This window comes from Pseudomonas sp. GB2N2, from assembly GCF_054897705.1.
The window spans coordinates 653975-673792 of record NZ_CM142701.1 but is presented as its reverse complement, the minus strand read 5'-3'; the positions used below and the strand labels follow the sequence as shown (position 1 = coordinate 673792).

Annotated in this window: 18 protein-coding genes and 1 pseudogene; 7 read left to right on the top strand and 12 right to left on the bottom strand. The window is 58.3% G+C overall.

Annotated features, from left to right (window positions below):
- The first annotated feature begins 5 nt into the window (after positions 1-5).
- On the top strand, positions 6-689 hold the full coding sequence (locus tag ACYZT4_RS03065; RefSeq protein ID WP_007939984.1) for an ABC transporter ATP-binding protein: 684 nt from the start codon (positions 6-8) through the stop codon (positions 687-689).
- Positions 689-3193, top strand: coding sequence for an ABC transporter permease (locus ACYZT4_RS03060; protein ID WP_461985140.1), 2505 nt, complete (start codon positions 689-691; stop codon positions 3191-3193). Before ACYZT4_RS03065 ends, ACYZT4_RS03060 begins: the two co-directional genes overlap by 1 nt.
- A gap of 46 nt (positions 3194-3239) precedes the next feature.
- On the opposite strand, the gene greB is transcribed toward ACYZT4_RS03060, so the two are convergent.
- From greB to ACYZT4_RS03010, 10 genes and pseudogenes are all read right to left on the bottom strand, one after another.
- Positions 3240-3713 carry a transcription elongation factor GreB gene (greB, locus tag ACYZT4_RS03055; protein ID WP_461985139.1) on the bottom strand — a complete coding sequence of 158 codons (474 nt, stop codon included), beginning with the start codon at positions 3711-3713 and terminating at the stop codon, positions 3240-3242.
- Between the two features lie 204 nt (positions 3714-3917).
- Positions 3918-4208 (bottom strand): annotated as a pseudogene (locus tag ACYZT4_RS03050) (MFS transporter); the annotation flags it as partial.
- A gap of 265 nt (positions 4209-4473) precedes the next feature.
- Entirely contained in the window at positions 4474-4839 is a 366-nt protein-coding gene (locus ACYZT4_RS03045) for a histone-like nucleoid-structuring protein, MvaT/MvaU family (protein ID WP_461985137.1), read from the bottom strand.
- 263 nt (positions 4840-5102) lie between these two features.
- Positions 5103-6455: an ATP-binding protein gene (locus ACYZT4_RS03040; protein ID WP_461985135.1), complete on the bottom strand. Its 1353-nt coding sequence runs from the start codon at positions 6453-6455 to the stop codon at positions 5103-5105.
- Entirely contained in the window at positions 6431-7096 is a 666-nt protein-coding gene (locus ACYZT4_RS03035) for a response regulator (protein WP_461985133.1), read from the bottom strand. The genes ACYZT4_RS03040 and ACYZT4_RS03035 overlap by 25 nt, the downstream gene beginning before the upstream one ends.
- Before the next feature lie 56 nt (positions 7097-7152).
- Positions 7153-7590, bottom strand: a complete 438-nt coding sequence (locus ACYZT4_RS03030; RefSeq protein ID WP_461985131.1) for a hypothetical protein — start codon at positions 7588-7590, stop codon at positions 7153-7155.
- Positions 7591-7617: 27 nt separating this feature from the next.
- Positions 7618-8382: a COG4705 family protein gene (locus ACYZT4_RS03025; protein ID WP_461985129.1), complete on the bottom strand. Its 765-nt coding sequence runs from the start codon at positions 8380-8382 to the stop codon at positions 7618-7620.
- An 88-nt stretch (positions 8383-8470) separates the two neighbouring features.
- Positions 8471-8797 (bottom strand): class I SAM-dependent methyltransferase, encoded by a 327-nt coding sequence (locus ACYZT4_RS03020; protein WP_461985127.1) that lies wholly within the window; start codon positions 8795-8797, stop codon positions 8471-8473.
- A 248-nt stretch (positions 8798-9045) separates the two neighbouring features.
- Positions 9046-9480 (bottom strand): DoxX family protein, encoded by a 435-nt coding sequence (locus ACYZT4_RS03015; RefSeq protein ID WP_461985125.1) that lies wholly within the window; start codon positions 9478-9480, stop codon positions 9046-9048.
- Between the two features lie 107 nt (positions 9481-9587).
- Positions 9588-11009 carry an MltF family protein gene (locus tag ACYZT4_RS03010; RefSeq protein ID WP_461985123.1) on the bottom strand — a complete coding sequence of 474 codons (1422 nt, stop codon included), beginning with the start codon at positions 11007-11009 and terminating at the stop codon, positions 9588-9590.
- 235 nt (positions 11010-11244) lie between these two features.
- Between ACYZT4_RS03010 and ACYZT4_RS03005 the strand changes: the two genes are divergently transcribed.
- The gene (locus ACYZT4_RS03005; RefSeq protein WP_461985122.1) at positions 11245-12051 is read left to right on the top strand and encodes a TatD family hydrolase; all 807 of its coding nucleotides are present in this window, start codon (positions 11245-11247) and stop codon (positions 12049-12051) included.
- A 35-nt stretch (positions 12052-12086) separates the two neighbouring features.
- Here the strand turns inward: ACYZT4_RS03005 and ACYZT4_RS03000 are convergent, their stop codons facing one another.
- The gene (locus ACYZT4_RS03000) at positions 12087-13316 is read right to left on the bottom strand and encodes an acyl-CoA dehydrogenase (protein ID WP_461985120.1); all 1230 of its coding nucleotides are present in this window, start codon (positions 13314-13316) and stop codon (positions 12087-12089) included.
- A 152-nt stretch (positions 13317-13468) separates the two neighbouring features.
- On the opposite strand from ACYZT4_RS03000, the gene ACYZT4_RS02995 reads away from it, so the two are divergent.
- From ACYZT4_RS02995 to ACYZT4_RS02985, 3 genes are all read left to right on the top strand, one after another.
- The gene (locus ACYZT4_RS02995) at positions 13469-14398 is read left to right on the top strand and encodes a LysR family transcriptional regulator (protein ID WP_461985119.1); all 930 of its coding nucleotides are present in this window, start codon (positions 13469-13471) and stop codon (positions 14396-14398) included.
- Between the two features lie 213 nt (positions 14399-14611).
- Entirely contained in the window at positions 14612-15013 is a 402-nt protein-coding gene (locus tag ACYZT4_RS02990) for a MerR family transcriptional regulator (protein ID WP_461985117.1), read from the top strand.
- 147 nt (positions 15014-15160) lie between these two features.
- Positions 15161-16060, top strand: coding sequence for a hydroxymethylglutaryl-CoA lyase (locus ACYZT4_RS02985; protein ID WP_461985115.1), 900 nt, complete (start codon positions 15161-15163; stop codon positions 16058-16060).
- A gap of 654 nt (positions 16061-16714) precedes the next feature.
- Here ACYZT4_RS02985 and ACYZT4_RS02980 read toward each other — a convergent pair.
- Positions 16715-18409: an AMP-binding protein gene (locus tag ACYZT4_RS02980; protein WP_461985113.1), complete on the bottom strand. Its 1695-nt coding sequence runs from the start codon at positions 18407-18409 to the stop codon at positions 16715-16717.
- 199 nt (positions 18410-18608) lie between these two features.
- On the opposite strand from ACYZT4_RS02980, the gene ACYZT4_RS02975 reads away from it, so the two are divergent.
- Positions 18609-19772, top strand: coding sequence for an isovaleryl-CoA dehydrogenase (locus ACYZT4_RS02975; RefSeq protein WP_461985111.1), 1164 nt, complete (start codon positions 18609-18611; stop codon positions 19770-19772).
- Positions 19773-19818 lie beyond the last annotated feature (46 nt).

The following is a 19818-nucleotide window of genomic DNA, read 5'->3' as shown; positions in this document are numbered from 1 at the left end:
TCTCCATGGGCGCAAGCATTCTCACCGCGAAGAACCTCAGCAAAGTGGTTCCCAGCGCGGAAGGTGAACTGACTATCCTGCACGAACTCAGCCTGGAACTGAACAAGGGCGACAGCCTGGCCATCGTGGGCGCGTCCGGTTCCGGCAAATCCACCCTACTCGGCCTGCTCGCCGGCCTCGACTTGCCAAGCAGTGGCGAAGTGACCCTCGCCGGCCAAGGCCTGAGCAATCTCGATGAAGACCAGCGTGCGCGCATCCGCGCCGAACACGTCGGTTTTGTATTTCAGTCCTTCCAACTGCTCGACAGTCTCAACGCGCTGGAAAACGTCATGCTGCCGCTGGAGCTCGATGGCCGCAAAGACGCCCGTGAGCGCGCCACCGAACTGCTGCAACGCGTCGGCCTGGGCCAGCGCCTCACCCACTCGCCACGCCAGCTCTCCGGGGGTGAACAGCAACGCGTGGCGATTGCCCGTGCGTTTGCCGCCGAACCCGACGTGCTGTTCGCCGACGAACCCACCGGCAACCTCGACAGCCACACCGGCGAGCGCATCAGCGACTTGCTGTTCGAACTGAACAAGGAGCGCGGCACGACCCTGGTGCTGGTGACTCACGATGAACGCCTGGCACATCGTTGCCGGCGCCTGATCCGCCTTGAAGCCGGCCTGCTGGTCGCCCCTCTGGAGCCTTGATGGCACGCCTGCCGCTGTTGCGCCTGTTCAGTATTGCCATCCGCCAACTGCTGCGCGACGCCCGCGCCGGCGAGTTGCGGGTGTTGTTCTTCGCCCTGGTGGTGGCAGTAGCGGCGAGTACCGCCATCGGTTATTTCGGCGCCCGCCTGAACGGCGCGATGATGCTGCGCGCCACTGAATTCCTCGGCGCCGACCTGTTGCTTGAAGGCAGTTCACCGGCGCGCCCCGAACAGATCAGAAGCGGCACCGACCTGGGCCTTGAACACGCGCAGGTGGTGGAATTTTCCAGCGTCATCGCGACCGACAACGGCATTCAGCTGTCGAGCATCAAAGCCGCCGACGACGTCTATCCATTGCGCGGCGAACTGAAAAGCGCCCCGGCGCCTTTTGCCCCGGAAGAATCCGGTGGCGGACCGAAACCCGGCGAGGCCTGGGTCGAAGCGCGATTGCTGACCGCGCTGGATCTGAAGATCGGCAACAGCATCGACGTCGGTATGCGCACCCTGAAACTGGCACGCGTGCTGACCTACGAACCCGACCGCGCCGGCAATTTCTACAGTCTGACGCCACGGGTACTAATCAACCTCAGCGACCTCGCCGCGACTGGCGTGGTGCAGCCAGGCAGCCGGGTCAGCTACCGCGAACTCTGGCGCGGCAAGGCCGAAGCGCTGGAAACCTACCGTCAATTGATCAAACCCGGCCTCGCCGCCAACCAGCGCATCCAGGATGCGCGCGACGGCAACCGGCAGATCGGTGGTGCGCTGGGCAAGGCCGAACGTTACTTGAACATGGCCAGCCTGGTCGCGGTGCTGTTGTCCGGCGTCGCGGTGGCGCTGTCGGCGACACGTTTCGCCACCCGCCGCTTCGATGCCAGCGCATTGTTGCGCTGCCTGGGTTTGTCTCGTCGGGAAACCATGCTGCTGTTCAGTGTGCAGCTGACGGTGCTGGGACTGTTGGCCAGCCTCAGCGGCGCCCTGATTGGCTGGCTGGCGCAACTGGGCCTGTTTGCCCTGCTGCATGATTTATTGCCGACCGACGTGCCACCGGGCGGTCTGTTCCCGGCCATCGCCGGGATCGGCACCGGGCTGGTAGCGCTGGCGGGGTTTGCCTTGCCGCCACTGGCTGCGCTGGGTCGGGTTCCGCCGCTGCGCGTGCTGCGTCGGGACATGCTGCCCATTCCGTCCAGCACCTGGATGGTTTACGGCGCAGCACTCGGTGCACTCGGCTTGATCATGTGGCGCCTGAGCCTGGACCTGGTCCTGACCTTCGCCCTGCTCGGCGGCGGTGTCATTGCAGCGCTGGTGCTGGGCGGTTTGCTGTTAATGCTGCTGAAGAGCCTGCGCCGGATGCTCGCGCGCGCTTCGCTGCCCTGGCGTCTAGGATTGGGCCAATTGCTGCGCCATCCACTGGCCGCCGCCGGGCAATCCCTGGCGTTCGGTTTGATCCTGCTGTCCATGGCCTTGATCGCCCTGCTGCGCGGCGAATTGCTGGATACCTGGCAAAATCAGTTGCCAAAAGACGCGCCGAACTACTTCGCACTAAACATCCTGCCGGCAGACAAACAGGCCTTCACCGATCGCCTGGTCGAACTGTCGGCGCAATCGGCGCCTCTCTACCCGGTGGTCCCGGGACGGCTGATCAGCATCAACGGGGCGGCGGTGCAGGACATCGTCAGCAAGGACTCGGCCGGTGATCGCGCAATCCAGCGCGACCTCAGCCTGACCTGGGCCGCGGACCTCCCGGCAGGTAACACGCTCACTTCCGGCAACTGGTGGAGCGCACAGGCACCGGATGATGTTCCCGGCGTGTCGGTAGAAGGTAAAGTCGCCGAGAGCCTGAAACTCAAACTGGGCGATCACCTGGTGTTTACCGTCGGTGGAGTCAATCGCGAAGCGAAAGTCTCCAGCCTGCGGGACATCAACTGGGACAACTTCCAGCCGAACTTTTTCATGATATTCCAGCCGGGAACACTGAAGGATTTGCCGGCCACCTACCTGACCAGCTTCTACCTCGCGGCCGGTCACGATCAGCAGATCGTCGACCTGTCCCGAGCCTTTCCGGCGGTGACCATCCTGCAAGTCGAAGCGCTGCTGGAGCAACTGCGCAGCATCCTCGCGCAAGTCACCCTGGCGGTGGAATACGTGTTGTTGTTCGTGTTGGCGGCGGGAATGGCGGTGTTGTTCTCGGGCCTGCAAGCGACGCTGGATGAGCGCATCCGTCAGGGCGCATTGCTACGGGCACTGGGGGCCGAGCGACAGTTGCTGGTCAAGGCGCGGCGGATCGAGTTCGGCGTTCTTGGCGCGGTCAGCGGATTGCTGGCAGCGCTGGGTTCGGAACTGGTGAGTCTGGTGCTGTACCGCTACGCATTCGACCTGCCGTGGCACCCGCATCCCTGGTTGCTGGTGCTGCCATTGATCGGTGCCTTGCTGATCGGCGGCGCCGGTGTGTTCGGCACCCGTCGCGCCTTGAATGCCAGCCCCCTGACAGTCTTGCGCGAGGGTTGATGGACTCGCGCCTTCCCCTCACAGGAGGCAGACTCATAACTTCATACTAGTTGCGATACGTCACTGAGTTTATCCACCACAGAATATCTCCATTTGGAGTCTGCACAGTGGCCTCATCCCCCACCTCTTTTTTCAAAAGCGCACGAGCCATAGGAGAGTCGATAGAGATGTAATCGTTTCGACCGTAGATTTCATCGTAGCCAACGACTCTGAATTTCTTGAGCTCACCGGCCTCGTTTTCAACCTCAACCCACGCACCAAAAAATACCCTACCCTCCTGCTCGGGAGAATAGTGAACCACTCGCACATCTTCCAGCCGCTTACGCAGGTACCGGACCCGTCGATCGATTTCCCTCAGAAGCTTTTTGTTGTACTGGTAATCAGCGTTCTCACTCCGATCCCCCAGCGATGCAGCCCAGGTGACCTTTCTGGTCGTATCTGGGCGCTTCTCTCTCCAAAGATAATCGAGCTCTTGCTTGAGAGCCACATGGCCCTCGACAGTGATGATGTTAGTACTCAAGAATCCTCCAAGGCTTCAACTCTCAAACGCACGCTTCTGTACCGGAATAGCTCCCGCCGCAATTATGCAGTCCGACCCGCCGCCGCACCTACACGTCTGAAAGCGCGGTAGTCGTCACAATACGTTTTTGAAGCTCGCGAGGATGCAATCTTTACGAATGAGGGAGGGGGTTCTGCAGAACTTTCTCACATTCGGTTGCTTTTTCTACCGCCCGATTTCTGATGGCTGGACCGGGGAACGTGAAGTGAGAAACGTCAACAAGGCGGCTAACATCAGTAGCGCTGCGCTAGCGATGAAAGTGCTTTGGTAGCCGAGCGTGTCAAACAGTACGCCACCCACGGTGGAGCCCACTGCGATGGCCAGCTGCACGATTGCCACCATCAGTCCACCGCCCGCCTCGGCATGATCTGGCAGGACGTGCGCGATCCAACTCCACCAGCCCACTGGCGCAGCCGTTGCGATAAATCCCCAACGCCCAAGCAGCACCGCCACGGCGATAACCCAAGTGCCAGCAGGAATCAGCGCCACCAGAATCAGACCAATCAGTGCACGCCCAACCATGTGATGCATTGAGGGGAGATCGCTTGCCACCCGATGACTGCGTGACTGCCACGCAAGCATGATCACGACGGTTCAGCAGTGAGCCGGTTGTAAGTGCACTTCATGGATTAACTTATGAGTGACCAGGTTAAGGCCGGTCCTGGATAAACCCAGACGAAAAAAAGGGCCCTTTGGGGGCCCATTTGTATTCAAACCAAACTCATTTGGCCAGCCAGGACTCGACGGTAGCTGCACCGTGATCAGCTTTCCATTCTTTCAAACCCTTGTGATTGCCACCCTTCGTTTCAATTACTTCACCGGTGTGCGGGTTCTTATAGACCTTCACCTGGCGAGCCTTGCGAGTGCCTGCTTTGGGCGCGGCTACAGGCGAGCGTCGACCGGATTGGGAATCCAAAAGACTGATGACGTCCTTGAGGCTGTAACCGTATTTCGCGAGCAGATCACGCAGCTTCGTTTCAAATTCGATTTCTTTCTTAAGGCCAGCATCACCCTTCAGTGCTTCGAGTGCTTGGAGTTGTTCAGCGAGGTGTTTTTCGAGTTGACGAAATTCGGCAAGTTTGGACATGGAAAACCTCGGTATGATTAGTCTCTAAACGTTACACCAAATCATGGTTTGAATCCGTGTAAAAATGCCTGTTTTACTTGCACCGATCTTTTCAATTGCAACGGTCGCACGAGATCACTAACTATCAGAACAAAAAACAGCGTGCTCGCGAAGAGGAACGACCCAATGAATAAGGGTGTGGCGCGAATTGTCATTCAGGTGCTAATGGCCTGCGCACTCATCGCCATGCTAGTGCATTTGTTGCGGTGAGCGAATTACTGGCCTCATCTTCCTCTGTTTAGCAAGACCGATACACATAACCCGCTCTTGCTCATCTCATCCGCAAAACTCAATCGTATTTGCGCCCCCAGACGATCTGCAATCGCCTTGACGATAGCTAAACCCAGGCCAGAGCCTGCCTCCTCGGTCCCCAAGCTGCGGTAAAACGGATCAAACACCAGCAACTGTTCTTCTGCGCAGATACCTGGGCCTGAGTCCTTGACTTCAAGTATCACTTTGTCAAACGCCGAGTCGACCGCCAGGTCAACTCGCCCACCCGTTGGCGTATAACGGATCGCGTTGTCCACAAGGTTCCTGACCAGAATGAAGAGATCCATCTCGTTTCCAACCACTTGTATGTCGTCAAAACTTTGAGCACCCACATCGATGTGCCGGCGCTCTGCAAGAGGCAGCAAATCTTCTAGAACCCGTCGAAAAACGTTATGGACTGAAACTGATGTTGGTTTTCGATCCAGGCTCGATTGAGCTGCAGCTAACGCCAGCATTTGATCGATCAAATTTCTGCTGCGCTCAATGCCCAGTGACAGTGGCAAGAAACGCTCGTGGGCCGCAGTCGACATTTCTATAACGGACAATCGCTCCGCTTGCAGTGACAAGGCCGTCATTGGGGAACGCAGTTCGTGGGCGGCGTCAGCGATGAAGCGACGCTGGACCTCCATGGATTGCGAGACGCGCGCCAATAATCGATTGATCGCCACGACGAAGGGTCGGATCTCGCTTGGCAGATGATGATCGTCGATAGGATGTAGCGCTTGTTCGTCGCGCTGGTCGATATCCTCCGAGAGAATTGCAATGGGACGGAACAGTTTGCGCACCAGATCTCTCACCACCAGCAGCAACACTGGAAAAAGAATGAGAAACGGCAGAAGACTGCGCCATGCGCTCTTTCGCGCTTCTTTCTCACGCACGTCGGCTTCCTGGGCAACAACGATACGTTCGCCACCAACCGTTGTTCTGACCAACACGCGAAAATTCTCGCCCGTGACGCTCAAGGTCGACAAGCCATCGGCCAGTGTTGCAGGAAAAGGCAGCGGTGTTGTTGCGTCGCCCCTACCGTTTGCGTTACTGCTATCGGCAAGATACTGCACGATAATCCTGGATTCTTCGTCGTCGCCAGCGACCTGTTCCACCACCGGGTAGTGCAAAGTCATCTTTTGCCGATCAAACAGGATAGCTACTTGACGCAAGGTCTCGTCCTGCATTTCGTGCGACTCGTTGATCGCAGAAATGAACGCGAACATGCCTGCCAGTACCGCCACGATCAGGATCGCCAGCGACAGTGTTACGGACAACCGCACCTGTACCGAATCGTTCAAGCGTTTTTTAAAACCATCCATCCCATTCCCCGGACATTCTTGATGACATGGTTCCCCAGTTTTCGCCGCAGCGCATGAATCAGAAATTCTACTGCGTTGCTCTCCACTTCATTGTCCCAGCCGTAAATGCGGTCTTCCAGCTCACTGCGCGAGAGAATGGCGCCGGGTCGGATTAATAGGGCCTGTAGCAGGGCGAACTCGCGGCTGGACAGCTGGACCTCAGGCGTGTGCGCAGTCGTCGCTAATTTGGATACGAGGTCCAGCGACACCACACCGTTGTCCAGCACTGACCGGGCACTCCCGCCTTTGCGGCGTAAAACGGCGCGCATGCGGGCCAGCAACTCTGCCATGGCAAAGGGTTTGAGCAAGAAGTCGTCGGCGCCAGCGTCGAGGCCGCGCAGGCGTTCATCGAGTCCATCTCTTGCGGTGATGATCAGCAACGGCACCGGGTTGTTGCGTGCGCGAATACCATCAAGCACATCGAGCCCGTCTTTGCCCGGCAAGCCGAGATCCAGAAGCACCAGGTCATAGGCTTGGGTTTCCAACGCCGCAAGGGCAGTGAGTCCGTTTTTCACCCAGTCTGCGGCGTAGCTGGCGTCATTGAGCGCGCCTTGAATGGCATCACCAATCATGGGGTCGTCTTCAACCAGCAATATCCGCATTGATCACTCCGCAAAAAAAAGTCCGCTGCCGAATCAACCCAATGTGCGCCTGTCGATCAGTGCTTGTCTTTCATCGAATCGAACGCTTTGAGCAGATCATCCATCGCCGCTTTGCAATCGCTCTGCTTTGGCGAGTTGGTGCGCAGGGCATCAAGTGCCCGGTCGATGGCTTTGTCCAGCACGTGCCAATCACTGGCGGCGCGAGGCTTGATGCCAGCTTCGGCGGAATCCCAGGAAGTTTCCAGGTCTTTTATGCGGGCTTTCGCGCCGGGCAGGTCATTTTTATCGACGAGCACTGCGACATCAGCAGCGGTGGCGCGAAACTCCGACAGATCGCCCAACCTGGAACCCGACTGCGCAGGCGCGCTCGTCGAGGTGGTCGGCGCACCAGAGCCCGGTTTGTCGGCGGGTTTCGAGCAGCCGGCGGCGATGCTGAGCAAAAAGATCGATGACACAATAGCAACGTGGCGGATCACATTTTGAAAGGTGCGCATGATGATTCCTTGATGGATTCTGACAATTTATTGATGGGCGGTTTTACGGTTGCCAACAGTGATCTGCGCGACCGCGACCAAAAGAACAATGACGCAAAGGAAAATAGCACTCGTCCAAGCGGCGCCCATGCCGAGCCCCCCATAGGTTTTAGCCTGAGTCAGCAGATCGCCGAGGGAGGCGCCAAATGGACGGGTAAGGATGTAGGCGATCCAAAAGGTCAACACGACATTGCCGCCCAAGCGCCAAGCCACCAGCGTTGCGGCGATCAGCCCACCGAAAATCATCGCGCCTAAAGTGAAACCCAGGCCTAGCGCTTCAGTGGCCAAGTCGCCCGCAGCGGTTCCGAGGGCAAAGGTGCATAGCACAGTCGCCCAATAGAAAAGCTCTCGTCGAGGGGTGACGATTTCGCGGATCGACAGGTTGTGTTCCACGGCATACCAGACAAGGAAGTTGATCGTCAGCAGAACCGCGAAGACTGCCGTGCTGGTGTACAGGCTGATGTCGAGCATGTCGGTCATGATGTCAGTGATCTGCGTCCCGACAATGCTCACCAGCACTACGGTTAACCAGTAGATCGGGGGGGAGTAAGCGTTGGTGCGCAGCTGAAAAAACAACGCGAGCGCTAGCAGAACGGCCATGCCGATGCTCGTCCAGGCAGCGCCGAAACCGGCATCCACTGCCAGAAAGTCCGCGCCGGTTTCACCCACCGTCGTCGACAGAATCTTGATCACCCAGAATGACAGCGTCACCTCGGGCACTTTGTTGAGCCATCCGGCTTTGTCGAGATTCATGTAGGGGTAGCCTCTCCTGATCTGCGCTTAACTTGCGTAGGAAAGAGGATACGTCGCGAAACTTAGCTGAGACTGAGCGCTACACAACTCAACGGCGGGTAATCAACCCTTGTCGGGCGACACGGGTCAGTTGCCTGATCACTTCGTGCGCATCTTCAACGCCAGGCGACTGAATCACCGCCAGATCGAAACTGTCGCTGGCGAACCGGGCCAGCGACTCACCGTCTTCGACAAACTGGATCAGGAATGCTGCAGGCCCACCGGTGCGGCGTGGCCAACCATCGAGGTAACGCAAGAGCGTCGGCTGATGTTTGCCGCCAAGCAGGATTTTTGGATTGCGCTGGGTGAGGTGTGCCGTGATCGAGAGGTGTGCCGTGATCGGCGCGGGGCGTACAACGGGGTTTAGTGCATTCATTGGTCGTGTCTCTGCCTCAAAAGTCTGCATGGCAGGTGAGAGGCAACACCGAACCAGCGCTTTAGCGGTATTTCGAAGCCTGTTTCAGACTTCTGTCGGCAACTGGATGAGTCACCTGGCGCCCCGCAAGTAGCTGTTTAAATCGGCGCATGGGAAGCATCCTAGAGAAGCTGACCGGACAGTGTCAAGAATGACAGCACAACAAAAAAGGCCCGCTCAATGCGGGCCTTTTCGTTGAGCCAGAGGGGTCAGCCGGCGATGGCGCGATCCACCGAGAGCTTGCCAGCGCCTTCGATCAGTACCGCGATGCTGCCACCCAGCAGGGCCAGGGCGAATTCGTAACCGTTGTTGGCCATAAACAGGCCGTGGCTGATGTGCACGCTGAAGATCGCGACCAGGGAAAGAATCACCAACCCTAACGCCGCTGGACGTACCAGCAATCCGATGATCAGGGCCAGGCCAGCGAAGAATTCAGTACCACCGGACAATGTAGCCATCAGGTAGCCCGGCGTCAGGCCGAGGCTTTCCATGTACTGCGCAGTCCCTGCCAGGCCGTAGCCGCCGAATGCACCGAACAACTTTTGCGAGCCATGGGCCGCGAAGATGATGCCGACGAAGATCCGCAGGACAGTCAAGCCGTAACCGGCGCGGGTGAACAATACCTTGTTGATCAGTGAGCTCATGCTGTGTCATCCATTCTGTAGTTATGTGTGCAGGTTGGGCGCTATATTAATCAATTAAATAAATGATGAAAACGCAATTATTTCGCCATAATGATCAGTTTATTCGATTACTTCCGCAAGGCCACTTTTTGCCCCTGAGGCTCCAGCGACTCCCGCTCCCGATCAAACGCCAGGTAATACTTGTTCACGCTATTAACATAGCTGACAGGCCCCATCCCCACCTGCTCCATAGCAATGCGCTCAACCTGGAAAAACCACTGGTTGGGATTCAAGCCCCGCCGCCGTGCTTCGGCGCGCATACCCTGCACCCGCTCGGGTCCGATGTTGTAGGCCGCCAGCACAAATGCCATGCGCTCACGTTCGTTGAGTTTGGGGCTGGCAAAAAACTTGCGGCGGATCATCGCCAGGTACTTGGCGCCGGCCTGCACGTTGGCATCGAGGTCCTGAATGTTATTGACCCCTACCCGCTGGGCTGCAGACGGCGTGATCTGCATCAGCCCGGTGGGGCCGCCACCGCCGCGAGAAGCGGGCTGCAGGGCAGACTCCTTGAACGCCAATGCCGCCAGGTTCAGCCAATCCATGCCCTGTGCATCAGCGTGCTTTTGCAGCACCGGGCGAAGTTTTTCCAGGCGCTGGCGATCAGCCTTGGCCAACGGGTAATGCACTTGATAGAGGCGTCGATAGATACGCAGGAACGCCGCATCCTGATCCGAAGGCTTTTTGTAGACCATCAGGAAACGATCGATACTGGCGCGCAGCATCGAAGCATCTCGACGCACAAACCAGAACTCCTCGCCCGGCTCGCTGATGAGTACCTGCCGATCGAAGCGCAACTTGGGCAGGATCTTGCCCCAGCGCTCGGCAATCGGTTGCTCGACGATAGTCAGGTGAAAGATCCCGCCCTGAACCATTTCCAGCACGTCTTCCACGGCCAGACTCGGATCGACCCACTCGATCTTCACCGGCGCCAGTTTGTGCAGGGCGAGCTTTTGATTGATCTGACTGATCGCGTCTCCGGCGGCGCTACCGGTGGGTAGCGCCAGGGTTTTACCGGAGAGTTGTTCGAGATGGGTGTAACGCTTCTCGCCCTTGATTCCGACCAGCACCAGCGGAATGTTGCTGGCTATCGGCTCACTGGTGCTGACCGCGAACCCCGGTTGCAAATCCAGCAGCTCCCCCGGCGCCACCAAGTCGCCCTCCCCGCGCTGTAATGCGCCGAGCAGTTGATCTTTGGCTCTGGGAATGATCTTGAGGGTGACTTCCTGACCGTCGCGGGCGTGACCGTTGAGGTATTGTTCGAAGGCGCGCAACCGATGGTATTCGACACCTATGGCCTGGCCCTGAACTTCACCGGAGCTGTTGCGGCTCTGGTTGACCAGCACCCTCAGCACACGACTGCTGCGGATTTCCTCCAGATCGCGCACCTTGGTCACCGGCACGGCTTGCAAAGGGCCGGCCAGGCGCGCGACCGCCGGCATCGGCAGGAACAGCGAACCACACAGCAGTAATAAAACCGAGGGACGTATCATCCACTCTCCGGAAAGAATACTGGACCGATTTCAAGAAAATGAATGAAATCGAACGACAGAAACAGAGCGCCTGGAGCGCTGGCATAGGGCGAAAGACTGGCATAGTGATGGCACGCTGACCACCACGACTTATCTCGCGGCATCAAAAGACAGCTTCAACTCGTTGCAGTTCTTGGCTTTTCTTATAAATCTACAGCTCTGATATGCTTTCCGGCCTTTGGTCCGAGGTAGCACCATGCAACTCATCGATATCGGCGTCAACCTGACCAACGCCAGTTTTGCCGACAAGCGCCAGGCAGTACTCGACCGCGCCTATGCCGCCGGGGTCTGCCAATTGGTGCTCACCGGCACCAGCGTCGAAGGCAGCGAACAGGCGCTGGAACTGTGCCAGCAACTGGATGAAACGGCGCAGCGGCTATTCTCTACCGCTGGCATTCACCCGCATTCGGCCAGCGATTGGAACGCCGACAGTGCCCGGCGTCTGCGCAGTTTGCTCAAGGAGCCAAATGTGGTGGCCGTGGGTGAATGCGGGCTGGATTTCAATCGCGATTTCTCACCGCGTCCGCAACAGGAAAAGGTCCTCGAGCAACATCTGGAAATGGCGATCGAGTTGCAGTTGCCGGTTTTCCTTCATGAGCGCGACGCCAGTCAGCGCTTGCTGGAAATTCTGCGTGATTATCGGGATCAACTGCCCGCCGCCGTCGTGCATTGCTTCACCGGCGAAAAGAAAGCGCTGTTCAGCTACCTCGACCTGGACCTGCACATCGGCATTACTGGCTGGATCTGCGACGAGCGTCGCGGCACGCATTTGCATCCTTTGGTGAAAGAGATCAAACGCGGGCGGTTGATGCTGGAGAGCGATGCGCCATACCTGCTGCCGCGCAGCTTGCGGCCCAAACCGAAAAACGGTCGTAACGAGCCGGCGTATCTGACTGAAGTGTTGCGGGAAGTGGCGTTGCATCGCGAGGAAAGCGAGGAGGATCTGGCCGCGCACACTACAGCGTGCGCGCGAGCCTTTTACGGGCTGCCAGTGATCTTGTAGGAGCGAGGTTGCTCGCTCCTGCAAGGGGGCGACATTCAGTGGCTGCTGCGCATCATTTCCTTTGGCACGTACTTGCCGATCTCGAACTTGCCGATCGCCGCACGGTGAACTTCGTCCGGGCCATCGGCCAGGCGCAAGGTGCGTTGCATCGCATACATGTAGGCCAGTGGGAAATCGTTGGAAACCCCTGCCCCACCATGAATCTGGATCGCCCGGTCAATGACGCGCAAGGCCACGTTCGGTGCGACCACCTTGATCTGGGCGATTTCGCTCTTCGCCACTTTGTTGCCGACAGTGTCCATCATATATGCCGCTTTCAAGGTCAGCAGGCGGGCCATGTCGATCTCCATCCGTGAGTCGGCAATCTTGTCGATGTTGCCGCCCAGACGCGCCAGCGGTTTGCCAAATGCGGTGCGGTTAACCGCGCGTTTGCACATCAGTTCCAGCGCACGCTCGGCCATGCCGACCGACCGCATGCAATGGTGAATCCGGCCCGGACCAAGGCGGCCTTGAGCGATTTCGAAGCCACGTCCTTCACCCAACAGGACGTTTTCGTACGGCACCCGGACGTTTTCGAACAGCACTTCGGCGTGGCCGTGTGGCGCATCGTCATAACCGAACACCGGCAGTGGACGGACAATCTTCACGCCAGAAGCATCCACTGGTACCAGAATCATCGAGTGCTGCGCATGACGCGGCGCGTCGGGATTGCTCAGGCCCATGAAAATCATGATTTTGCAGCGCGGATCACAGGCACCCGAGGTCCACCATTTCTTGCCGTTGATCACCCACTCGTCACCGTCACGCACCGCGCGGGCGGCCATGTTGGTAGCGTCGGACGAAGCCACGTCGGGCTCGGTCATGGCGAACGCCGAGCGGATCTCGCCGCGCAGCAGCGGTTCGAGCCAGCGTTGTTTCTGTTCTTCGTTGGCGTAGCGGACCAGCACTTCCATGTTGCCGGTGTCCGGGGCTGAGCAGTTGAACGGTTCGGGGCCCAGCAGCGAGCGGCCCATGATTTCCGCCAATGGCGCGTATTCGAGGTTGGTCAGGCCAGCGCCGAGTTCCGACTCAGGCAGAAACAAATTCCACAGGCCTTCAGCCTTGGCCTTGAGCTTGAGTTCTTCCATGATCGCCGTCGGCTGCCAGCGGTCGCCCTCGGCGACCTGGCGCTCGAACACGGCTTCGGCGGGATAAACGTAGGTGTCCATGAACGCGGTCACGCGCTCACGCAGTTCTTGCACCTTGTGCGAATAAGCGAAATCCATGGGCAGCTACCTTCTTGGGAGAGGTTGTTCAGGTCATGAAATCGATGCTAGATCAGCTACGAAAATTTACCTAGCCTATTCTCGGCGTGTATTAACATTCATCACCGATATATGATCGGCTGATTGAGAACCAACAATAAGAGTGCAGCGCAATGAATCTGAGCAAGGTCGACCTCAACCTTTTCATCGTCTTCGACGCGATCTACACCGAAGCCAACCTGACTCGCGCCGGGCAGATTGTCGGCATTACCCAGCCGGCCGTGTCGAACGCTCTGGCCCGCCTGCGCGAGACGTTCAACGATCCATTGTTCGTGCGCACGGCCCAAGGCATGGTGCCGACGCCGATGGCGCAGAACATCATCGGTCCGGTGCGCAACGCGCTTTCACTGCTGCGTGTTTCGGTGCAGGAAAGCCGTATCTTCAACCCGTTGCAGGCGGTCAAGACGTACCGCATCAGCATGACCGACCTCACCGAAGCGGTGATCCTGCCACCGTTGTTCCAGCGCCTGCGACGCCTGGCGCCGACGGTGATCATCGAAAGTTTCCTGTCCAAGCGTCGCGAAACCACCAAGGAACTGGCAGCCGGGCGTCTCGACTTCGCGGTGGATGCGCCACTCAACACCGACCCGCAGGTAAGTCACGTCAAGTTGATGGAAGACCGTTACGTGTGTGCGATGCGCAAGGGCCATCCGCTGGCGGGCAAGGAAAAATTCACCCTCGATGATTACCTGTCGCTGACGCACATCCATATTTCCAGCCGCCGGAGCGGTCTGGGTCATGTCGACCTGGCCTTGGGCAAGATGGGCATCCAGCGCAAGATTGCCCTGCGTTCCCAGCATTACCTGATGGCGTCGCAGGTTTTACAGCAGACCGATATGGTCATGACCGTTCCGGAGCGTTTCGCACGGCGCAACGATTTGCACGCGTTCAGTCTGCCGGTGAACGACGTTCCGCCAGTGGAAACCCACCTCTACTGGCACGAAAGCACTGACCAGGACCCGGCGAACCGCTGGATGCGCGAGCAGATGATCGAGTTGTGCCAGCAGGTGACGGCGCATGAGAAGAAGCTCGATAAGGCGTAGGGCGTCGAACCGAGTCTCCGTTCTTCGCTGGCAAGCCCGCTCCCACAGGATTTTTGGCGTACACATATATTGCGTTCACCAAAAAACCTGCGGGAGCGGGCTGGTCTGGGCGGCATTCCGACGAAGAGGCCGAAAGTGTCACCACATCCAGCCCCTTGACGTAAACGTCAACCTGCCATTAGCTTAGCGCCATGACCTTCTTCGAGCGCGCCCATGAGCAGCCAGACCTATAGCATTTCCGACCTCGCCCGCGAACTCGACATCACCACGCGGGCCATTCGCTTTTATGAAGAGCAAGGCCTGCTGACCCCCGAGCGCCGTGGCCAGGAACGTATCTATTCGCCTCGGGACAAGGTCAGTCTGAAGCTCATCCTGCGGGGCAAGCGAATTGGCTTCTCCCTCGCCGAATGCCGGGAGCTGATCGAACTCTACGACCCCACCGGCGGCAACCAGAAACAGCTGCAAACCATGCTCAACAAAATCGCCGAGCGCCGCGAACAACTGGAGCAGCAAATGCTCGACATCGAACAGATGAAGCTGGAACTGGACACGGCGCAGGAGCGCTGCACCCAGGCGCTGGAACTGACGATGAAAAGCCAACCGGTGATTCAATAGGTTTACGCCGTCCATTGTAGGAGTGAGCCTGCTCGCGATAGCGGACGGTCATCCAACATCCATATTGAATGTCATGCCCTCATCGCCGGCAAGCCGGTCTCGCTCCCACAGGGTGCTATGAACATTCAGACAGACAGGTCGATTTCCATGTCCCTTCCTTCCCACGTACGCCTAGTCGAAGTCGGCCCGCGCGACGGTCTGCAAAACGAAGCCCAGCCGATCAGTGTTGCCGACAAGGTGCAACTGGTCGATGCGTTGACCGCTGCCGGGCTCGGTTATATAGAAGTCGGCAGTTTTGTCTCACCCAAATGGGTGCCGCAGATGGCCGGCTCGGCTGAAGTCTTCGCGCAAATCCAGCGCAAGCCGGGCGTCACCTACGGCGCCCTCGCCCCCAATCTGCGTGGTTTCGAAGACGCGATCGCCGCCGGGGTCAAGGAAGTCGCGGTGTTCGCCGCCGCGTCCGAAGCGTTTTCCCAGCGCAACATCAATTGCTCGATCAGCGAAAGCCTGGAGCGTTTCGCGCCGATCATGGAGGCCGCCAAACAGCATGGCGTTACCGTGCGCGGTTACGTGTCCTGCGTGCTGGGTTGCCCTTACGAAGGCAGCGTGGCACCACAACAGGTCGCCCGGGTTGCCCGTGAGCTCTATGCGATGGGGTGCTACGAGATTTCGTTAGGTGACACCATCGGCACCGGCACAGCGGGCGCGACGCGCACAATGTTCGACGTGGTGTCGGCCGAGGTGCCACGGGAAAAACTCGCCGGACACTTCCACGACACCTATGGCCAGGCCATGGCCAACCTCTACGCCAGCCTGCTGGAAGGTATCGCGGTGTTCGACAGCTCCATCGCCGGTCTCGGCGGCTGCCCGTACGCCAAGGGCGCCAGCGGTAACGTCGCCACTGAAGATGTGGTTTATCTGTTGAATGGTTTGGGCATCGACACCGGAATTGACCTGCAGGCCTTGATTCTCGCTGGCCAGCAGATTTGTACGGTATTGGGGCGTCCGACCGGTTCGCGCGTGGCCAAGGCTCGCAGCGCACAGTGAGTGTGTCGCGGTGTTACCGCTGGCGGCCGGAATGGGGGAGCAAGCGAGTATCACGGAAACAAATTGTCGGATTTTGTCTGAACGAAAAATCCTACAAAAATTTAAGCTCCTGATTTAAAACGACTTTTTAAAGTTGGCACGGCTTCTGCTATCTCTATGACATAACAAGAATAAAAAGCAGCAAACCAATAAAAATAAGACGTAACGACTCTGACATAACAAGAACAACACGGCAGAGACGCAGCTAACAGATTTTTTTGGAGAAGGTGTGCTTTACAGGGTACTTTTCGGAGTAACCCGCAACCGGGCAGAGAACAATAAAACTACCTTAAGGTAGCTCCCGAACTGGTTGGATCGCTCAGCGAAAAAGCAGATCAGCGCTCAAAAAAATACGTTTGCTCTTGATCCCGGATGGGGATCGACAAAAACAGCGGTAAAGGGTCACGGTTACCAAAAACAAAAACAGACCGCCCCTCAATAATAAAAAAAGAGCACGCGCAACGACAAATTAAAGGGGAGCCTCGGCTCCCCTTTGTGCTTTCTGCGATTCATGATTTCCCTCCAATCCACCTGTGTGCGAGCTTGCTCGCGAATGCGGTGTGCCATTCAACACATCTATCGACTAACACACCGCCATCGCTGGCAAGCCAGCTCCTACGGCATCGGCTTGAGCTCCGCGATGCTGATCTCGCGCATCCTGAATTTCTGAATCTTGCCGGTCACGGTCATCGGAAACTCTTCGACGAACTTGAAGTAGCGCGGCGTCTTGAAGTGCGCGATGCGCTCCTTGCACCAGGTTTGCAGTTCCTGTTCGGTGGCGCTGTGGCCCGGGTGAAACTTGATCCAGGCAACAATCTCTTCGCCATAACGTGAACACGGAATGCCGATCACTTGCACGTCCGCCACCGCCGGGTGGGTGAAGAAAAATTCTTCCAGCTCCCGCGGGTAAACATTCTCACCGCCACGGATGATCATGTCCTTGTTGCGCCCGGCAATGCACACATAGCCTTCGTCGTTCATGCTCGCCAGATCACCGGTGTGCATCCAGCCAGCCTGGTCGATGGCTTCGGCGGTGCCTTGCGGGTTGTTCCAGTAACCAAGCATGACGCTATAACCGCGGGTGCAGAGTTCGCCGATGGTGCCACGCGGTACCAGGTTGCCCGCCTCGTCGATAATTTTGCTTTCCAGTTGCGGCTGTGTGCGGCCAACGGTGGTCACGCGCAATTCCAGCTCGTCTGACGGACCGGTCTGCAACGACACCGGACTTGTTTCCGTCATGCCGTAGGCAATCTGCACTTCGCTCATGTGCATGTCGCTGATGACCCGACGCATCACCTCGATCGGACAGGTCGCGCCGGCCATGATCCCGGTGCGTAACGTCGACAGGTCGAACTCGGCGCGCTGCGGTTGATCGAGCATGGCGATGAACATGGTCGGCACGCCATACAGCGCGGTGGCTTTTTCTTCGGCCACGGTAGTCAGGGTCAACAACGGATCAAAGGCATCGTTGGGGTAGATCATGGCGCTGCCGTGGGTGATGCAGCCGAGGTTGCCCATCACCATGCCGAAGCAGTGATACAGCGGCACCGGGATCACCAGCCGATCATTGGCGGTCAGGCCGAGGCTTTCGCCAACCATGTAACCGTTGTTGAGAATGTTGTAGTGGCTGAGGGTCGCACCTTTGGGAAAACCGGTGGTGCCGGAGGTGTACTGGATGTTCACCGGTTGGTCGAAGTGCAGGCTGTCCTGACTTTCGCGCAACTGCTCGACGGACACGCTGCGGGCCAGATCGGTCAGCTGCGACCAGGGCAGGAATCCCGTGGGCGGCGGCGCATCAAGACTGATCACACCGCGCAGGTCCGGCAGACGTTCGCTGTGCAACTGGCCGATGGACTGCTCCGCCAACTCTGGCAGCAGGCCTTGCAGCATGCCGTGGTAATCGGACGTCTTGAACGCCCCCGCACAGACCAGCCATTGGCAGCCCGATTGCTTCAACACATATTCGAGTTCAGAACTGCGATACGCCGGGTTGATGTTAACCAGAACCACGCCGACCTTGGCACTGGCAAACTGGCTGATGCACCACTGCGCACAATTGGGCGCCCAGATGCCGAGACGGTCACCGGTCTGCAGGCCCAGCGCCAGAAACGCTCTGGCATGCAGGTCAACTGCGTCGGACAGTTGCTGCCAGGTGTAACGCTGCTGTTGATGGCGCACCACCAGCGCCTCTCCTGTCGGGTACTGCGCAACGGTGTTATCGAATGCCTGGCCGATGGTCATCGCCAGCAAGGCTTTGTCCTGAGAACCTCGGGTGTAGCTGCGTTGCGGGCTTGCAATGGGTTGATCCATGACGACCCCTATTGTCTTTTTTAATCGGGTTGGCGAGGGTTACCTGTGGGCGAGCTTGCTCGCTCCTGCAGAAGAATCGCTCAAGTTGACGTTAACGTAAAGGGTGATTGACAGCCATTCGTCACAGGCTTACGTTAACGTAAAGGTGATCGCCACATCACGGTGCTCCCTACCCTACAAAAAAGCCAAAAGGTGACCCATGAGCTACCCATCCCTGAACTTTGCCCTCGGTGAAACCATCGACATGTTGCGCGATCAGGTCCAGTCCTTCGTCGCCAACGAGATCGCCCCGCGCGCTGCTCAGATCGACATCGACAACCTCTTCCCCGCCGACCTGTGGCGCAAATTCGGCGACATGGGCCTGCTCGGCGTAACCGTGCCGGAAGAATACGGCGGTGCTGGCCTGGGTTACCTGGCGCACGTGGTCATCATGGAAGAAATCAGTCGTGGCTCGGCGTCGGTCGCCCTGTCCTACGGCGCGCACTCCAACCTCTGCGTCAACCAGATCAACCGCAACGGCAATCACGAACAGAAAACCAAATACCTGCCTAAGCTGATCAGCGGCGAGCACATCGGCGCCCTGGCCATGAGCGAACCGAATGCCGGTTCCGACGTGGTCTCGATGAAACTGCGTGCGGATAAACGGGGCGACCATTACGTGCTCAATGGCAGCAAAACCTGGATCACCAACGGCCCCGACGCCAACACCTACGTGATCTACGCCAAGACCGACCTGGAAAAAGGCCCGCACGGCATTACCGCGTTCATCGTCGAGCGCGACTCGAAAGGCTTCAGCCGCAGCAACAAATTCGACAAGCTCGGCATGCGCGGCTCGAACACTTGCGAGCTGTTCTTCGATGACGTCGAAGTGCCGGAAGACAATATCCTCGGCGTGCTCAACGGCGGCGTGAAAGTGCTGATGAGCGGCCTCGATTATGAGCGTGTTGTTCTCTCCGGCGGCCCGACCGGGATCATGCAAGCCTGCATGGACTTGATCGTTCCGTACATCCACGACCGCAAGCAGTTCGGCCAGAGCATCGGCGAATTCCAGCTGATCCAGGGCAAAGTCGCCGACATGTACACCCAGCTCAACGCCAGCCGCGCCTATCTCTACGCGGTTGCCCAGGCGTGCGAGCGCGGCGAAACCACACGCAAGGACGCCGCCGGCGTGATCCTCTACAGCGCCGAACGCGCGACACAAATGGCCCTCGACGCGATTCAGATTCTCGGCGGCAACGGCTACATCAACGAATTCCCGGCCGGTCGTCTGCTGCGTGACGCCAAGCTGTACGAAATCGGCGCCGGAACCAGTGAGATCCGTCGCATGCTGATCGGCCGCGAACTGTTTAACGAGACGAAATAAATTTCGTCAGCGGCAAGCTGCAAGCTGCAAGCTGCAAGTTTCAAGC

Bases quoted from the DNA above. Each gene is read 5' to 3' on its own strand.
- ACYZT4_RS03065 (WP_007939984.1), top strand. From the start codon at position 6: ATGGGCGCAAGCATTCTCACCGCGAAGAACCTCAGCAAAGTGGTTCCC.
- ACYZT4_RS03060 (WP_461985140.1), top strand. From the start codon at position 689: ATGGCACGCCTGCCGCTGTTGCGCCTGTTCAGTATTGCCATCCGCCAA.
- ACYZT4_RS03045 (WP_461985137.1), bottom strand. From the start codon at position 4,839: ATGTCCAAACTTGCCGAATTTCGTCAACTCGAAAAACACCTCGCTGAA.
- ACYZT4_RS03040 (WP_461985135.1), bottom strand. From the start codon at position 6,455: ATGGATGGTTTTAAAAAACGCTTGAACGATTCGGTACAGGTGCGGTTG.
- ACYZT4_RS03035 (WP_461985133.1), bottom strand. From the start codon at position 7,096: ATGCGGATATTGCTGGTTGAAGACGACCCCATGATTGGTGATGCCATT.
- ACYZT4_RS03030 (WP_461985131.1), bottom strand. From the start codon at position 7,590: ATGCGCACCTTTCAAAATGTGATCCGCCACGTTGCTATTGTGTCATCG.
- ACYZT4_RS03025 (WP_461985129.1), bottom strand. From the start codon at position 8,382: ATGAATCTCGACAAAGCCGGATGGCTCAACAAAGTGCCCGAGGTGACG.
- ACYZT4_RS03020 (WP_461985127.1), bottom strand. From the start codon at position 8,797: ATGAATGCACTAAACCCCGTTGTACGCCCCGCGCCGATCACGGCACAC.
- ACYZT4_RS03015 (WP_461985125.1), bottom strand. From the start codon at position 9,480: ATGAGCTCACTGATCAACAAGGTATTGTTCACCCGCGCCGGTTACGGC.
- ACYZT4_RS03010 (WP_461985123.1), bottom strand. From the start codon at position 11,009: ATGATACGTCCCTCGGTTTTATTACTGCTGTGTGGTTCGCTGTTCCTG.
- ACYZT4_RS03005 (WP_461985122.1), top strand. From the start codon at position 11,245: ATGCAACTCATCGATATCGGCGTCAACCTGACCAACGCCAGTTTTGCC.
- ACYZT4_RS03000 (WP_461985120.1), bottom strand. From the start codon at position 13,316: ATGGATTTCGCTTATTCGCACAAGGTGCAAGAACTGCGTGAGCGCGTG.
- ACYZT4_RS02995 (WP_461985119.1), top strand. From the start codon at position 13,469: ATGAATCTGAGCAAGGTCGACCTCAACCTTTTCATCGTCTTCGACGCG.
- ACYZT4_RS02990 (WP_461985117.1), top strand. From the start codon at position 14,612: ATGAGCAGCCAGACCTATAGCATTTCCGACCTCGCCCGCGAACTCGAC.
- ACYZT4_RS02985 (WP_461985115.1), top strand. From the start codon at position 15,161: ATGTCCCTTCCTTCCCACGTACGCCTAGTCGAAGTCGGCCCGCGCGAC.
- ACYZT4_RS02980 (WP_461985113.1), bottom strand. From the start codon at position 18,409: ATGGATCAACCCATTGCAAGCCCGCAACGCAGCTACACCCGAGGTTCT.
- ACYZT4_RS02975 (WP_461985111.1), top strand. From the start codon at position 18,609: ATGAGCTACCCATCCCTGAACTTTGCCCTCGGTGAAACCATCGACATG.